19 protein-coding genes are annotated in these 14448 nt (G+C 52.4%); 9 read left to right on the plus strand and 10 right to left on the minus strand.

The features are described 5' to 3' along the window. Positions 1 to 21: 21 nt before the first annotated feature. The 3 genes from K7G70_RS17100 to K7G70_RS17110 all read left to right on the plus strand — a co-directional run bounded on the left by K7G70_RS17100 (position 22) and on the right by K7G70_RS17110 (position 2142). On the plus strand, positions 22 to 885 hold the full coding sequence (locus K7G70_RS17100; protein WP_223789878.1) for a phosphoribosylaminoimidazolesuccinocarboxamide synthase: 864 nt from the start codon (positions 22 to 24) through the stop codon (positions 883 to 885). A gap of 4 nt (positions 886 to 889) precedes the next feature. Then, the gene (locus tag K7G70_RS17105) at positions 890 to 1318 is read left to right on the plus strand and encodes an Mpo1 family 2-hydroxy fatty acid dioxygenase (protein WP_223789879.1); all 429 of its coding nucleotides are present in this window, start codon (positions 890 to 892) and stop codon (positions 1316 to 1318) included. Positions 1319 to 1434: 116 nt separating this feature from the next. After that, positions 1435 to 2142: a hypothetical protein gene (locus K7G70_RS17110; protein WP_223789880.1), complete on the plus strand. Its 708-nt coding sequence runs from the start codon at positions 1435 to 1437 to the stop codon at positions 2140 to 2142. A 5-nt stretch (positions 2143 to 2147) separates the two neighbouring features. On the opposite strand, the gene K7G70_RS17115 is transcribed toward K7G70_RS17110, so the two are convergent. From K7G70_RS17115 to K7G70_RS17140, 6 genes are all read right to left on the minus strand, one after another. Beyond that, positions 2148 to 2576 (minus strand): hypothetical protein, encoded by a 429-nt coding sequence (locus tag K7G70_RS17115; protein WP_223789881.1) that lies wholly within the window; start codon positions 2574 to 2576, stop codon positions 2148 to 2150. Between the two features lie 62 nt (positions 2577 to 2638). Further along, on the minus strand, positions 2639 to 3535 hold the full coding sequence (locus K7G70_RS17120) for a lysophospholipid acyltransferase family protein (protein ID WP_223789882.1): 897 nt from the start codon (positions 3533 to 3535) through the stop codon (positions 2639 to 2641). Next, on the minus strand, positions 3510 to 4271 hold the full coding sequence (locus K7G70_RS17125; RefSeq protein WP_223789883.1) for a glycosyltransferase family 2 protein: 762 nt from the start codon (positions 4269 to 4271) through the stop codon (positions 3510 to 3512). Before K7G70_RS17125 ends, K7G70_RS17120 begins: the two co-directional genes overlap by 26 nt. Then, positions 4258 to 5460 carry an O-antigen ligase family protein gene (locus K7G70_RS18080; protein WP_223789884.1) on the minus strand — a complete coding sequence of 401 codons (1203 nt, stop codon included), beginning with the start codon at positions 5458 to 5460 and terminating at the stop codon, positions 4258 to 4260. The genes K7G70_RS17125 and K7G70_RS18080 overlap by 14 nt, the downstream gene beginning before the upstream one ends. Beyond that, positions 5447 to 6580 (minus strand): glycosyltransferase, encoded by a 1134-nt coding sequence (locus K7G70_RS17135; protein ID WP_223789885.1) that lies wholly within the window; start codon positions 6578 to 6580, stop codon positions 5447 to 5449. Before K7G70_RS17135 ends, K7G70_RS18080 begins: the two co-directional genes overlap by 14 nt. 50 nt (positions 6581 to 6630) lie before the next feature. After that, entirely contained in the window at positions 6631 to 6816 is a 186-nt protein-coding gene (locus tag K7G70_RS17140; RefSeq protein ID WP_223789886.1) for a zinc-finger domain-containing protein, read from the minus strand. A 146-nt stretch (positions 6817 to 6962) separates the two neighbouring features. Between K7G70_RS17140 and K7G70_RS17145 the strand changes: the two genes are divergently transcribed. Then, positions 6963 to 7928, plus strand: coding sequence for an ELM1/GtrOC1 family putative glycosyltransferase (locus tag K7G70_RS17145; RefSeq protein WP_223789887.1), 966 nt, complete (start codon positions 6963 to 6965; stop codon positions 7926 to 7928). Here K7G70_RS17145 and trmH read toward each other — a convergent pair. Further along, on the minus strand, positions 7886 to 8536 hold the full coding sequence (gene trmH / locus K7G70_RS17150; protein WP_223789888.1) for a tRNA (guanosine(18)-2'-O)-methyltransferase TrmH: 651 nt from the start codon (positions 8534 to 8536) through the stop codon (positions 7886 to 7888). The two genes, K7G70_RS17145 and trmH, sit on opposite strands and share 43 nt — an antisense overlap. Before the next feature lie 81 nt (positions 8537 to 8617). After that, entirely contained in the window at positions 8618 to 9457 is an 840-nt protein-coding gene (locus K7G70_RS17155) for a hypothetical protein (RefSeq protein ID WP_223789889.1), read from the minus strand. A gap of 280 nt (positions 9458 to 9737) precedes the next feature. Between K7G70_RS17155 and K7G70_RS17160 the strand changes: the two genes are divergently transcribed. Both K7G70_RS17160 and K7G70_RS17165 read left to right on the plus strand, forming a co-directional pair. After that, a complete protein-coding gene (locus K7G70_RS17160) occupies positions 9738 to 10193 on the plus strand; it encodes a hypothetical protein (RefSeq protein ID WP_223789890.1) in 456 nt (151 codons plus the stop codon). Positions 10194 to 10385: 192 nt separating this feature from the next. Continuing rightward, positions 10386 to 11627 (plus strand): PQQ-dependent sugar dehydrogenase, encoded by a 1242-nt coding sequence (locus K7G70_RS17165; RefSeq protein WP_223789891.1) that lies wholly within the window; start codon positions 10386 to 10388, stop codon positions 11625 to 11627. 103 nt (positions 11628 to 11730) lie between these two features. Here K7G70_RS17165 and ychF read toward each other — a convergent pair whose 3' ends face one another. After that, positions 11731 to 12822: a redox-regulated ATPase YchF gene (gene ychF / locus K7G70_RS17170; RefSeq protein ID WP_223789892.1), complete on the minus strand. Its 1092-nt coding sequence runs from the start codon at positions 12820 to 12822 to the stop codon at positions 11731 to 11733. Between the two features lie 181 nt (positions 12823 to 13003). On the opposite strand from ychF, the gene K7G70_RS17175 reads away from it, so the two are divergent. Further along, positions 13004 to 13258: an EF-hand domain-containing protein gene (locus K7G70_RS17175; RefSeq protein ID WP_223789893.1), complete on the plus strand. Its 255-nt coding sequence runs from the start codon at positions 13004 to 13006 to the stop codon at positions 13256 to 13258. A 37-nt stretch (positions 13259 to 13295) separates the two neighbouring features. On the opposite strand, the gene K7G70_RS17180 is transcribed toward K7G70_RS17175, so the two are convergent. Further along, entirely contained in the window at positions 13296 to 13979 is a 684-nt protein-coding gene (locus K7G70_RS17180) for a YggS family pyridoxal phosphate-dependent enzyme (protein WP_223789894.1), read from the minus strand. A gap of 23 nt (positions 13980 to 14002) precedes the next feature. Between K7G70_RS17180 and K7G70_RS17185 the strand changes: the two genes are divergently transcribed. Together K7G70_RS17185 and rpsU are read left to right on the plus strand one after the other, a co-directional pair. Continuing rightward, on the plus strand, positions 14003 to 14248 hold the full coding sequence (locus K7G70_RS17185) for a hypothetical protein (RefSeq protein WP_223789895.1): 246 nt from the start codon (positions 14003 to 14005) through the stop codon (positions 14246 to 14248). After that, positions 14235 to 14447 (plus strand): 30S ribosomal protein S21, encoded by a 213-nt coding sequence (rpsU, locus tag K7G70_RS17190; protein ID WP_154224574.1) that lies wholly within the window; start codon positions 14235 to 14237, stop codon positions 14445 to 14447. The genes K7G70_RS17185 and rpsU overlap by 14 nt, the downstream gene beginning before the upstream one ends. Position 14448 lies beyond the last annotated feature (1 nt).

Consider the following 14448-nt stretch of genomic DNA (forward strand, 5'->3'; position numbering starts at 1 on the left):
TTTGTATCTGTGGCACAAAGCATGCAAATTCAATTACCCAAAATCCATCAAGGCAAGGTCAGAGATGTGTACCAAGTCGATGATCAGCACCTGTTGATGGTGGCCAGTGATCGACTCAGTGCCTTTGATGTGGTGTTGCCTGATGTGATTCCACAAAAAGGGGCCTTGTTGACACAAATCTCCAACTTTTGGTTTGACATGATGCGGCCCATTATAAAGAATCACTTGACTGGAATACCAGTGGAACAAGTCATTCCCGACGCCGATGAAGATTTGCAACAACGGGCCGTGGTGGTCAAAAAGCTCAAAGCCTTGCCATGTGAAGCCATTGTCAGGGGCTATCTGATTGGCTCTGGCTGGAAAGACTACCTGAACACCGGCGGTGTCTGTGGCATCGCCCTGCCCAAAGGCATGCAACAAGCCGCCAAATTATCCGAAACTTTGTTCACCCCTTCTTCGAAAGCCGCGGTGGGTGACCACGATGAAAACATCACCTTCGCCCAAATGGGCAATTTGATTGGCACCGAGCGGGCGGCACAAATTCGCGATGTTTCATTGAAAATATATCACCAGGCCCAAGCCCACGCGGAGAACAATGGTATCATCATAGCGGACACGAAATTTGAATTTGGCCTGGATGCAGACGATGAACTGGTGTTGATGGATGAGGTGTTGACCCCGGATTCGTCGCGGTTTTGGAACCAATCAACGTATTTGGTTGGTACCAGCCCCGAAAGTTATGACAAACAATTCATTCGTGATTATTTGGAAACTTTGGACTGGAACAAACAACCTCCCGGACCCAGGATTCCAGCAGAATTGATCAACAAAACGGCAGAGAAATACCATGAAGCCTACCGCAGAATCACCGGCCAGTCCTACTGACCACATGAAATACCTGATGACGGAGTACCACAAGTCTCACGTCAATCGCACCAACCAATTGATTCATTATGTCTGTGTGCCGTTGATCTTTTGGTCCATTTCGGCCCTGATGTGGGCAGTGAAGCTGCCTTATGTGATGAACCTGGCCCTGGTGGTGACCGCCATGTTGATGCTGTATTATTTGCTCAAGAGTGTCAAAGTGTTTGCCGCCATGCTGGTTTTCACCGCCGCTTGTTTGGCTTTGAATTATTGGTTTGAAATGCAGTCCTTGCCGTTGGTCATCACCGCGGTGGTGGTGTTTGTGGCGGCCTGGATTGGTCAGTTCATCGGTCACCACATCGAAGGTCAAAAACCCTCGTTTTACCAAGACTTGCAATTCCTGTTGATTGGTCCAGCTTGGGTGGTGTTCAAGTGGTTCAACATTCGCTTGTGAGGCGCTGCTGATCCGTCACCACCCAATCAGCTCCTCCCAGCGATATCATCACAAATTCTTTACGGGCACTTAACGAACCGTTTTTATAATGGTTTGATTTGTGAACGCTGCCCGCTTTGGCCTTTTCTGACACCCGCACATGGCACCCCGAACAACCGTTGACGCATTGGCTCAAGCACAGTGTGTTGCCGCTGTTGTTATTGGCCCTGGCGCTGGCACTGCCCCACCCCTGGTCCATGCTGTACCCAGAGCTCACCCCGGTGTTGACGCTGGAGCTGGTCGAAGATGTTCCCAAGAGCCCCACCGCTGAACCAACAGACCCGATCCTCATCGAATCGCCCCCAGAACCACCGGTCAAAAAAGTCCCCGCCGAGCCAAGGCCCACAACACCCCCAGTCAGGGCGACTGAGCCAGTGGACACCAGACCCCAACCCAGCAACGAGCCACCGCCACCAGTTCCAAGCGAGCCAGCTCCTGCAGCAGCGCCCCCACAGAGCCAGCCGGTGACTGGGGCAGAGTTGATTCAAATGAGCAAAAACAGCCCTTCCATTGAAATCACCCCGGAATTTGAAGCCCGCAGTGGCCCGGCCACTGATTTTTTCAGGCCTGCTGTGCAGGTCACCGATTGGTACGCCGACATCCCATACCTGGATGAGTCGGTGGATAAACCCCAATTGCAAATGCGTTTTTATGCCGCGGGCATCGAGGGTCATGTGGAGCGCTTTTTTGATCGCATCACAGTGACCAAGACGTTCACCACCAAATACGGCACCAAAATCCATTGTGCCTGGATTGGGGTCATCGTCAGCTGTGGCTGGAAGTGAGTGACTCAGGGTACCACATGCAAGCGCCACTCAGGCGAATCCGCAGCGTATGGGTGGGTGGTTGAGTATTCACACAAATAGCTGTAGCCCTTGCCGCGGCCAGACAAGTCAATCAAAAATTGTTGCAAGGCCCTGAGGATTGTTGGGTTGCCATAAATCCGCAGCCGATCCCGTGCTTCCCAGTCTGCATGGGTGAGGTATTCGCCCTGCTCATTTTCTAAGGTGGTGAACAACTGATCTTTGATGAAGTCTGCACAATTGATTTCAACGGTGATGTTTGATTCTGTGAGCATCATGATGGGTTGCGTGGCCGCAATGGCCTTATCGACCAGATAAGCAAACAGCAGGTACTCTTCGGGGGCGCCATAGACCACAAAATCATCAATCAATCCATTCGATCGGTACATCTTGCGGTGTTCGATTCTCAAGGCCATCTCAAACCCCAGCGACCCCATGGTCGCGCAGAGGGCCAGCCAGCCGCAATCTTGAGCTGCGGTCAATCATACGGGCTGCCTGCGCCATCGGGCTGGTTCTTGAAGCGCCGGTGCACCCACAGGTATTGTTCTGGGTAGCGCCTGATCTGTTGCTCAAACAATTGATTGACCTGCTGGCAAGCTTGGGCAGCTGGCACCCCGACCAGGTCTGTCATCGCCGGCAAGATGGTGATTTCCCACTGCCCAGGACGCAGCCGAAAACAAAACCATGGAATCACCTGAATGCCCTTCTCCGCCAACTTTTGGGTGCCCAAAGTGGTGGCCGCTGGCTGGCCAAAGAATTCGGCAAAGGCCACTTGGTAAGAAAAATTTTGGTCCGGTGCATAATACACCGAGTGACCGCTTTGCACCGAACGCAACAAGCTGCGTAAATTTTTCTTGTCGATCAACTTGTCGACAAACTGCAGCCGCGCGGCTTCAAAATGGGCTTCGAGCAGTTTGTTGTTGTGTTGCCTGGCCAACATGTGTCCAACTGGCAGTTTGGCTTCCCGCAAGGCCCGATTCAAGCCTTTGATGCCCCACTCGATGGACGTGGTGTGACAGCTGAGCAACAAACATCCCTGGCCATCGGCCATGGCGTCGGTCAGGTGGGACAAACCGTTGATGGTGAAGCGATCTTGCAATTGCCGATCATGGCCCCACAAGGCCGCCAGCATTTCCATCACCCCTTGCCCGGTTGATCTGAGGTTTTGTCGCAGCAAGCCGCGCCGCGCCGCGTCATCCAGCTCAGGAAAGCACAGCAACAAGTTGGTGCGCGCCACCCGTTTGCGGCGGTTCGGCAACCACCCAAACAACCGACCCAGCAGCGAACCCATGAGCATCAAGGTGGGCACCGACCGGCGGGCCAACCACTTGGCCACAGCGACTTGAATGTCAGTCTTTGTTTTGCTGTAGCTCATACAGTTTGGCGTATTTCAAATAGGCATAATAACTGTTCAAGGTGGCATTGATCACCCCGGCCACGCCATTGAAAATTTGCCGCTTGATGATGTATTGACGGAAAAAATAAAACGGCGGATAAAAAAACAAACGCAAGGCACTGCAGCGTTTGCCGCGGTCATATTTTTGTTGGGCGGCCAAGGCCGAATAGCGATTGATCTTGTCCAGTTTGACTCGGATGGAGGTTTCGCCGTAATGCTTGAAAGGAGCATACAAGCGCTTGACCCGACCATCGACCTGAACCGATTCATGCACCAGATCCTGGCTCATCCGAGCGTGCTGGCGGTTGAACAAGCGAATGAATTCATTGCGTTTCACCCAGGGGTGGGCCCAATGCCAAAACACCCATTCCACCCTGGGCAGGTTGTATCCCGCCGCTGGGGCTGGCCTCTGCTGCCATTGCTTGATTTTCTTGATCGCTTTCGGGGTCAGGCATTCATCGGCGTCCAACAGCAACACCCAGTCGTGGGTGGCCAGATCAATGACGTCTTGTTTCTGTTGAGAGAACCCTTTGAATGCCTGTTGCTTTAAGATCACCTGGGGCATCGATTCAATGATCGATACGGTGTCATCTTCACTGAATGAGTCCAGCACAATGATTTCATCGGCCCAAGCCACGCTGTCCAGGCACTTGCCGATGGTTTTGGCCGAGTTGAAACAGGTGACCACAGCGGTGATGGGGTTAGTCACTGGCATTTTTCACCCCAGCGAACAACAGCATCAACAGCCACCACAAACAAATGGACCAAAACGAAGAAAACAGTGAGTACAGCGACACCACCGGTAAGAAAGCAGCCAACAAGGCCACCCCGTAAGGCCACACTTGATTTTGATTGAAATGGCCTCGCACATACCGCCACATCATCACCCACATCAGCAACATCAACACCATGCCTATGGTACCGGTCTCGGCCATAATTTCCAACACCCAATGGTGGGCATGTAAGCCGCCACCTTGTTGCGCCACCCAAACGTCACCGGGCTCGGCATATTCGGCATACACTTGGCGAAAGGCCCGTGGTCCGACCCCATTGAGCGGATGGGCTTGGTACATGTTCCAAGCCGTGTGCCAAATCGGCAAGCGATCGGCCAGGGCGAAATCAATGGCACTTTGCTCCCCTTGCAACAACTGCAAAGAGCGGTCCACCCGCTGTTGAAAATCAGTGGAAGTCAACCACAACAGCAACACCCCAACCCCAATCAAGGCGCCAGATTTGAGCATCAGCAGCCAGCGGCGGCCATGTACGTGGTGCCACCAAAACATCAACAACACAAAACCCATCATCAACCAAGCCGAACGGGTGCCACTGAGGGTCACCACCAACAACACCAACCCCACGGCCGACCAGCGCAGCCAGGTGCGGTAACGACAAACGCACAACATCAACACCGGCACAAACAAGGCCAACACCGGACCGAGTTTGACGTTTTGCCCAAACAAGCCAGTCAGGCGGCCAGGATAAGAGGCTTGTCCCAGGATGTTGTACCCCAAGACACTTTGCAACAAGGCATCCAATGACCAAAACAGCAACAACACCGTGACCCCTTTGCTGAGCCAGTCCATGTCGGCTTCATCCAGCACATGGATCACCAACAACCCGGCCAGATAGAATCGCCAGGCACCCCAGGTGATCAACCAACTCTTGGCCGGCCAATAAGAATCGATCGAAGCGGTGGCGGCCAACAAAAAATAAGCAGCGAACACAGCCGTGAATGGTTTGAACCAGCGGCTTTGCCACAAGCTCCGGTGATCACTGATCAGCAACCACAAACCACCCAAGGCCAATAACAGCACCGGGATCTCGGACAAGCGGCCGAAGGGCAACAAGCCAACCACCGCCAACAACAAACCCGCCACCGCTTTGTTGACCTTAACTGGAATCACGCGAATCTCTCAGCAATCCCTGATACACCGCCAGGGTCTGGCTGAACAGGGTGTCATTGGCAAACAAGCCATGTGGCTCAACGGTGGGTGGGTGCTGCAAAAATTCATCGATGCGGGCTGCCAGTGTCACCACATCACCGGGTTCGACTTGCCCTTCAGGAAAGATTGCCTGCATGACCTCGGCCACACCACCGTGGGCAAAGGCCACCACTGGCGTACCAATGGTCAGGGCTTCCAACACCGTGCGGCCAAAACTTTCGGGCTTTTCATTGACCGACACCACCACATCTGCCAGAGCATACAAGTTGGCAATCTGCCGTTCCACCCCCAACCAAGACACCCGGTCACTCAATTGATGCTGGTCAAACAGCTGCTTGATTTTTTTGCAATGGCTGGATTGATCGGCTTGGGCGGTCAGCAACAACTGACAATCCACTGCGGTGTGGCGCAGCCAATGCAGCAGGTTTTTCACCCCTTTGATGGCGGTTAAGCGCCCTGGCAGCAAGACTTTTTTGCGCTTGGCTGCATGTGGGTGTTGTTGCTGCCAATGTTGCAACCAATCGGAATTGGGTGAATGACCATGCTTGAATTGGGGGTCTACCCCCCGGTATATCAATACCGGCGGTTGCTGTAGGTACCTTTTGAAATTTCTCTGCAAATAAGCCAAGGCCGTTTCTGACACCGCAATGACCCGGTCACCCCGAGCCATGATCGAAGAATAGCGGTTCACCGAGTGCAAACCGTGTAAGGTGGTGACAAGCTTCGGACGGTGGTGCTTGATGCCTTGCAGTGCGCGCAGGCACAACCAGGCTGGCAAACGGGAACGGGCATGGACCACATCGACTTGCCAATCGCGCATCAAGCGGCGCAGCTGTTTCACGGCCCGCAAAGTGGTCAAGGATTTTTTCCCGACCTCCAAATTGATGTGGGTGATGTCATGGGTGACCAGCTCACCCACCAAAGGACCGCCTGCAGAAACCACCAAAGGTTGGTGGCCTTGGCGCTTGAGGTACTGGGCAAATTCGATGGTGCCGCGTTCCACGCCACCCACTTTCAACTGCGGCAACACCTGCATGACGGTCAGAGCCGGCTCGTTCGAACTGGGTGCGGAGGGTACCATCTGGAGTCACCCCGTAGCTTGGGTTGTGGACACTGGAACCAAGTGCTGTTTCAGTCGTCTTTGACGATGAACTTGGCGCCGCAGTATTCACAGACGGCCTCACCGGATTGTTCCAGCGGTAAGTAGACTTTTGGATGTGAGTTCCACACAGCCATTTCTTTGGTGGGGCATGAAATGGGTAAATCGGACGATTTGACGTGATAAACTTTTTCTGTGTTGGCTTCTTTGAGACCCATGTTCAATCCAAATGTAAGTTCGTTCATACAATCTGACATGTGAGCCTGACTGTGCAGAAAAGGCCATTTCAATACCGACAAACGGTTCTTTTCAGCCCGTATCTTGACCACTATAATGAACCCAATATTATAAACCGTGAAAGCCTTTGAATAAAGTAAATCTGTGTTGGGTGTTGTCTGATTGCCGGCTGGGTCATGAGATCCAAAGTCAAACGTTGGCCAAGCATTTGGGCACCAGCAGCCAAATCCACCGCTTTATTCTGCGCCAACCCTGGGCCACCATGGCGCCACGATTGATCCCGGGATTTCATGCCGGCTTGCGGTGGCTGGATGGCAAACCCCAATTTAGCACCCCACCCGAGGTGATCATCACCACCGGACGCCAAGCCGCGGCGGTGGGTAAATACGTGTGCCAACGTTATCGGCAGCAGCAACAAACCATCAGCCACATCCAAATTCTGAATCCCAAAGACAACCCGGCCAACTACCAATGGTTGTTGTTACCCAAGCACGATGGTCGCCAAGGCGACAACATCATCCCATTCACTGGCAGCATCCACCCATATGATGCCGCTTGGTTCGAACAAAAAAGCAGTGGCAGATCACCACAGGCCGGACCCATTGCGGTGTTGTTGGGACACCCAGCCAAAGCCTACTTCAAACAACAACTGGTCACTGATTTAAAACAAATCAAAGCAGCCCATGACCGCCAACCCTTGCTGATTTGTGGCAGCCCCCGCTTACCGGATAATGAGCAAAAGCGCATCAAACAATGGCTGCAATCTGGTGACCGGAGCTGGTTCAATGCCAATGACGGTGACAACCCCTATCAAACCATATTGAGCAGCGCCCAACACATCTACGTCACTGCCGACAGCATCAACATGATGAACGAGTGTGCGGCCAGTAATGCCCAGGTCAGTTTATTGGCCGAGCAATGGGTTCAATCCCAAAAGCATCAACGATTCATCCAGTCCTTGGCGGCGCGTTGGTCAGCCATCGGCACGACCCAAGCCGAATTCAGCAAGCCCATGCATGCCATTGCAGAAGTGTGGCAAGACCCGCGTTTTCAGAATTGGCTGAATTCGCCATTCTCATCCAACACCGGATAAGGTTTGTTTTGTCGTTGGCACATCCGGGCAATTTTTGGCCAGCACCATTCAAACAGCACCCGCTCAAAGGTGGCTTGGTCCAAGGACTGGCTTGTATACATGCCAGCCGCCTGACGTTGTCGTTGGGCTTCATATAACACCAAGGCACAGGCCACCGACACATTCAATGACTCCACCATTCCCACCATGGGGATCACGATGTGCTGATCCACTTGGGCGGCGGTGTCCGGTGACACCCCTTCCAATTCAGCCCCCATCACAATGGCTGTGGGTTGGGTGTAGTCTATCTGACGGTAGTCAACCGCCTCAGCCGACAGGTGGGCTGCCAACAGTTGGTGCCCCGATTGTTGCAGCTGCTTGGCCACATCAGCAAAACAATCATGTTGGTGGGCCAGCACGTATTTCTGTGAGCCTTTGGCCGTGTTGGTCAGCGGCCGAAAGCCTTCTTCCACTGGAATGTAATGGGTTTCAAACACCCCCACGGCATCGCAGGTGCGGATGATGGCATTAAAATTGTGTGGCTTGTGCACCCAGTCCATCACCACGGTCAGGTCCGTTTGCCTGGCTTGCAGCACTTGCTGCAATTTATGAAAGCGTTCTGGGGTCATGGTTCAATCATTGGGCACACAAAAAGAGCAGCCGTGGCTGCTCTTGGTTGTTTTTGATTGTGTATCGATTCGTTCAAACAGTTATTGTTTGACCACCTCGACCAGGCGGTAATCCATATCAAATCCCGCAAATGAATAACTGCTGCCGACGCTGTCGATGGTCGACACTTTGGGGAAGGCTGCTGCCATCATTTGCAGATTGGCACCTACGGCGGCGTTGGAACTGATTTGTCTGGCAATAGTCAACCTGACTTTTTCAGTTGGCTGCAGCACCACGTCTTTTACCACGCCATTGGCGCTCAAACAAAAGGAACCTTGAATCGGATCATTGTTGCTGTCTAAGAGCGAACATGAAATGTTACCGCCTTTGTTGAAGTAAGCAGGGAGCGAGTTGTTGTATGGATAATACTCCACAAAATCCAGCATTTGCTCACTGCCGGTGTTATTGGTGAAAGTCAACTCATAAGACATGATGTCACCTGCCGTATACCCACCGGGAGGCTCATTGGTGAATTCATAGGTGATGTCGGTGTTGGTTTGCACCGGCTCATCGGCAAAAGGCGTGGCAAAAATCACGTCAAATTCTTCGGCCGACAGACAAATTGACTTGCTGCGGTTTTCCGAACGCAGCACCAAAGCGCGGCGGTTCAAACTGTAGTTGACGTTGGACTGGACACCCATCACTGAAGTGCCACCATGATCTCCTTTGTTCTCGCCGTTGGGATCCAAAACCCGCACGTGCACATTCGACACCGGTTGATAGTTGTCAATGCGGTTACAAATCACGGCGTGCGTGGTGCGCACATTGACTTCTCTGGCACCGACTTGGTATTGTGTGTTTCCGGCCAACGGAAAGATGGGCACAACCTGCTGTTGACCGATGACCAAATCACGGTCCATCTCAAGGGTGATTTCAGCCATTACCGGAGGGACAAATGCAGCAGTGAGCAGAATCAAAACCGTGCTGGATTTAAGTTTGTTCATTTCAAATTTTACCTTTCAGTATTGAGTAACGTTTTTTTCTTTTGGGGTTTTCTGACCCGCATTTTACTAAAATTTTAGATTTTGGTGTTAAAAGTTTGTTATTCGGCACATTAATTGACAAAAAAACCGGCACTTTTGTGATCAGTTAACCAATAATCCGGCGAAATTTTGTCAAGATTGATGTATATTTGTCATCTTGTTAAATTCGAGTGTAAATATGACTAAAAAACTGTTCTTTTTGACCCAGTTGATGCTGTGTGGGTTGGTGATGGCCAAAGCCCCTGATTTGAGTGACATGACTGAAGAGGAAAAACAAGTCACCGGGCTGCACAAATTGACCGACGAAGAACTGAATAATCTGAGCCAGTGGTTTAACAACAAGCAGCGAGAAATTGATCGTGAAATCAGACAGCGAGATGCCGGTTTTGAAGCCCGCAGACAGCACACTGAGCGCCGCGAAATCCGGGCCAGACTGGAAAAATCATACGATGACAAATTGGGCGACACCTATTATGAATTGGACAACGGTCAAATCTGGAAACGCATTTCAGCCGGCTCCATATTCTTGAAAAAAGACGGCCGTCAAGTGATCACCATCGAGCCGGCGATGCTGGGTTCTTGGTTGATGAAAGGTGACGGCAATCGAAGTGTCAAAGTGAAGCGCATTAAGTGATTGACCCGGTCGTTAAATCACGGCCTGAAGTGCCACTTAAGCGTCTGATTTTAAACCATTAACCGGCTGCTGCGCAGCCCCCTTAAAGCCACATAAATAACCGCCAATTTGACCACCCAGCTGCGCACTTCCGCAGTGGGCCTCAAGCACCAGAGACCACTGCCAGATTGGCCATAAAAACGGGAGTTCAACATGAAAAAAATTTGCCTTTTGATTGCGGCCTTTTGGTCCTCGACCTCACTGGCACAAGTGCCCACCGATGTGGGCCTGGAATTGGTCAATAGCGTCAGTGGCAACATGGGCGTCAGACACGCCGGTGATGGCAGCGGCCGCCTGTTTGTCATCAACCAGGACGGCGCCATCCGGGTCATCGACGACCAAGACAATTTGCTGGCCACACCGTTCTTGGACATCGATGCCAAGGTTAATTCCGGCGGCAATGAGCAAGGCCTGTTGGGCTTGGCCTTCCACCCCAATTACAGCTCAAACGGCTATTTTTATGTGAATTACACCAAATCTGGCAGCAACTCCGGTGACACCATCATTGAACGCTACTCGGTATCAGCCGGAGATGCCAATGTGGCCGATCCCAACTCCGGGGTGGTGATCATGCGCGTGATCCAGGATTTTGCCAACCACAACGGTGGCAACATCTTGTTTGGGCCTGATGGTTACCTCTATATCGGTATGGGTGACGGCGGCAGCGGTGGTGATCCATTGGATCGCGGCTTGAACCTCGGTTCAGCCTTGGGCAGCATGTTGCGCATTGATGTGGACGGCAACAACGCACCCAACCACCCTGCCCCGGTCATGAATGAAGACCATGTCTGCCCCCAAGATGGCGCTGGCCAGTATGGCATCCCGGCCGACAACCCATTTGTGGGTACCGCTGGAGCTTGTCCGGAAATTTGGACCTATGGCTTGCGCAACCCTTGGCGCTGGAGTTTTGACCGTGACACCGGCGACATGTTCATTGGCGATGTGGGACAAGGCGCCCGCGAAGAAATCAGTTTCCAACCAGCCAATGGTGGCGGTGAAAACTTTGGCTGGAATTGCCGCGAAGGCGACATCGCCTACAACGGCTGTCCTGATTCCAGCGCTTACACCGCGCCAATTCTGGTGAAAACCCACGGCAGCTCTCGCTGTTCCATCACCGGCGGTTACCGCTACCGCGGACCGGTGGGCAGCATCCAAGGCGATTACATCTATGGGGATTATTGTTCAGGTCAGATTTGGTTTGCCAACAATGCCGGCGGCCCCTGGACCGAAGACGAGTGGAGCAACACCGGTGGTGTGAACTTCAGTTTTCAGCTGACCAGTTTTGGCGAGGATGAAGACGGCAACGTTTACATCGTCCGCCGCAGCGGTGACATTTACCGCATCACCGGCGATCCATTACCGGATGATTTGATTTTCGCCAGCGATTTCGAATAAGCCAAGCCCACAAAAAAAGCCGGCCCTGTTGTGGCCGGCTTTTTTGTGCCTTGAATTCAGCGGCGACACTCAGGATTGACGCCGTCAGTTCCGTCAGATGGGCTCACACATTGAAGCGGAAGTGCAGCACATCCCCTTCTTTGACCAAGTAATCCTTGCCTTCCAAGCGCAGCTTACCGGCCTCTTTACAACCCGACTCACCTTGGTATTGGATGAAATCATCAAACGCCATGGTTTCGGCGCGGATAAAGCCCTTTTCAAAATCGGTGTGGATCACCCCAGCGGCTTGTGGCGCGGTGGCCCCGCTGACAAAAGTCCAGGCCCGCACTTCCTTGACCCCGGCGGTGAAATAGGTGTTCAAACCCAACAACTCATAACCCGCCCGAATCACCCGGTTCAGGCCCGCTTCTGACAGCCCCATTTCTGCCAAAAACTCGGCCTTGTCCTCATCATCCAACAAGGCAATCTCGGCTTCAATGGCGGCACAAACGGGCACCACCATGGCGCCTTCTTGTTCGGCAAATCCATGCAACTGATTCAACAAGGGGTTGTCGGTAAACCCTTGGTCATCGACATTGGCGATGTACATCATGGGTTTGGCGGTGATGAAACTGAATTCTTTGACCGCCGCCCATTCATCTGGACCCAAATCCAATGTGCGCAAGGCCAGACCTTCGCTCAGATGGGCCACGATTTTTTCCAAGATGGCGGCCCGTTTCACCGCTTCCTTGTCCCCTGATCGGGTTTTCTTTTGGGTCCTGACCAGGGATTTCTCAGCCGATTCCAAATCGGCCAGGGCCAATTCTGTGTTGATGGTTTCGATGTCTGACAAGGGGTTGATCTTGCCATCCACATGCACCACGTCATCGTCTTCAAAACACCTGGCCACATGGGCAATGGCATCGGTTTCGCGGATGTGCGACAAAAACTGATTGCCCAAACCCTCGCCTTTGGAAGCGCCAGCCACCAAACCCGCGATGTCGACGAATTCCATGGTGGTGGGGATCACTTTTTGCGGTTTCACAATGGCCGCCAATTGATCCAGCCGCAGGTCAGGCACTTCAACAATGCCAACATTCGGATCAATGGTACAAAAAGGATAGTTCTCGGCCGCAATCTCGGCTTTGGTCAACGCATTGAACAAGGTTGATTTGCCCACATTGGGCAGGCCCACAATGCCACATTTGAAACCCATGGTTTGTTCCGGTAAAAAAAAGTGGCGGGATTTTACCACAAGAAACCATCAGGCGTTACCCATCACCATCTGCCGGGCCCCAATTCCGCCCTCTGAGTGGTTGGCCAGATGGTAAATAGACGCAATAATTAACTGCCAAATCCGCTTGAATCATTTTATAATAGCGCCTTTCAGTCATTGAATGGAACACCCAACCATGTCACAACTCAGCCAAGAAGAAATCGCGGAAATTAAGGACCACTTTGACTTTTTTGACAAGGATGGCAGTGGCCTGATCGACCTGGATGAATTCTGTCAGTTATTGAAGGTGTTGGCGCCAGATGCCAGCCAAGACAATGCGGTCCGTGGCTTTGCCACCATTGATGCCGATCACAACGAACAAATCGACTTTGATGAGTTTTTGGATTGGTGGAAAATGAACTGGACCGTGTTCTGACGCCCGCTCAAATAGCGCCACTCAAACACCTCAATAATCAGTATTCTCTGGGACCCAACAAATCCGTCCCCACCCGCAGACAGGTCGAACCGGCTTCGATGGCCGCCGCCAGATCTTGGCTCATGCCCATGGATAATGTGTCGATTTTTGGGTGTTGTTGCCGCAAATCATCAAACACCACTTTGGCTTGCCGCAAATAAGCCAACTGGGTGGCGTGGTCTGGGCTCGGTGGGGGGATGCACATCACGCCCCGCAGTTCAATGCTGGCAGATTTCGCGGCCCAATCAGCCATGTCTTTGAGGGTGGCCACATCGGCCCCTGACTTGCTGACTTCTTCACCGACCTTGAGCTGCAACAAAACCTGCAGCGGTTGGTGACCCGCTGGACGTTGATCACTGAGGCGCTGCAACACCTTGGGACGATCAACCGAATGGACCCAGTCAAAATGTTCGGCAATCAATTTGGTTTTGTTGGATTGGATCGGACCGATGAAGTGCCAGACCAAGGACAAATGCGCCAGCTGTTTGATTTTTTCCACCCCTTCCTGGGCATAGCTTTCACCGAAATGCACTTGACCCAAGGCCGCCAGGGCCGCCACTTTTTCAGCGGGGTGTTTTTTACTCACCGCCAACAGCAGGGGCGCCTCAGTGCGCCCACTTGACTGGCAAGCGGCGGAGATGCGGCGGTGGACTTGTTGCCAGTTTTCAGACAATCTGGACATATCGATGGTGGCGATTTTCGGGCTTGGATCAGGCCGCCATTTTATCGGATCGTGGCGGTGCTTGTCACCCGTCAGCCATGGTCGATGCTCAATCGGGTTCACAAAAAGCCCGCAACACGCCAAAAAAGTTGGATTTTAGCTTTGCATTTATAGACAAAACCCTTAAAATACGCGGTCTTTTTCCGGGCAGCTTAATGCTTGCTCAAAACCAACTAAAATGCCACATGAATGGCACCATTTGGAGAACACAAACTTATGCCAAGTGTTAAAGTCAGAGACAACGAGCCGTTTGATTTCGCGCTGCGAAGATTCAAACGGGCTTGCGAGAAAGCCGGTGTATTGGCCGAATCACGCAAACGCCAATATTACGAGAAGCCAACCCAAGAGCGCAAAAGAAAGAAAGCCGCTGCAGTCAAACGCCTGCAAAGACGGGTTGCGAAGGAAGGCATTCCACGCAGAATGTATTGAT

Source organism: Marinicella meishanensis, assembly GCF_019931145.1.
Taxonomy (GTDB): domain Bacteria; phylum Pseudomonadota; class Gammaproteobacteria; order Xanthomonadales; family Marinicellaceae; genus Marinicella; species Marinicella meishanensis.

What these genes read in the sequence shown, in the direction of transcription:
- K7G70_RS17100 (WP_223789878.1), top strand. Translation starts at nt 22, where the DNA reads ATGCAAATTCAATTACCCAAAATCCATCAAGGCAAGGTCAGAGATGTG.
- K7G70_RS17105 (WP_223789879.1), top strand. Translation starts at nt 890, where the DNA reads ATGAAATACCTGATGACGGAGTACCACAAGTCTCACGTCAATCGCACC.
- K7G70_RS17115 (WP_223789881.1), bottom strand. Translation starts at nt 2,576, where the DNA reads ATGGCCTTGAGAATCGAACACCGCAAGATGTACCGATCGAATGGATTG.
- K7G70_RS17120 (WP_223789882.1), bottom strand. Translation starts at nt 3,535, where the DNA reads ATGAGCTACAGCAAAACAAAGACTGACATTCAAGTCGCTGTGGCCAAG.
- K7G70_RS17125 (WP_223789883.1), bottom strand. Translation starts at nt 4,271, where the DNA reads ATGCCAGTGACTAACCCCATCACCGCTGTGGTCACCTGTTTCAACTCG.
- K7G70_RS17135 (WP_223789885.1), bottom strand. Translation starts at nt 6,580, where the DNA reads ATGGTACCCTCCGCACCCAGTTCGAACGAGCCGGCTCTGACCGTCATG.
- K7G70_RS17140 (WP_223789886.1), bottom strand. Translation starts at nt 6,816, where the DNA reads ATGGGTCTCAAAGAAGCCAACACAGAAAAAGTTTATCACGTCAAATCG.
- trmH (WP_223789888.1), bottom strand. Translation starts at nt 8,536, where the DNA reads ATGACCCCAGAACGCTTTCATAAATTGCAGCAAGTGCTGCAAGCCAGG.
- K7G70_RS17155 (WP_223789889.1), bottom strand. Translation starts at nt 9,457, where the DNA reads ATGGCTGAAATCACCCTTGAGATGGACCGTGATTTGGTCATCGGTCAA.
- K7G70_RS17160 (WP_223789890.1), top strand. Translation starts at nt 9,738, where the DNA reads ATGACTAAAAAACTGTTCTTTTTGACCCAGTTGATGCTGTGTGGGTTG.
- K7G70_RS17165 (WP_223789891.1), top strand. Translation starts at nt 10,386, where the DNA reads ATGAAAAAAATTTGCCTTTTGATTGCGGCCTTTTGGTCCTCGACCTCA.
- ychF (WP_223789892.1), bottom strand. Translation starts at nt 12,822, where the DNA reads ATGGGTTTCAAATGTGGCATTGTGGGCCTGCCCAATGTGGGCAAATCA.
- K7G70_RS17175 (WP_223789893.1), top strand. Translation starts at nt 13,004, where the DNA reads ATGGAACACCCAACCATGTCACAACTCAGCCAAGAAGAAATCGCGGAA.
- K7G70_RS17180 (WP_223789894.1), bottom strand. Translation starts at nt 13,979, where the DNA reads ATGTCCAGATTGTCTGAAAACTGGCAACAAGTCCACCGCCGCATCTCC.
- rpsU (WP_154224574.1), top strand. Translation starts at nt 14,235, where the DNA reads ATGCCAAGTGTTAAAGTCAGAGACAACGAGCCGTTTGATTTCGCGCTG.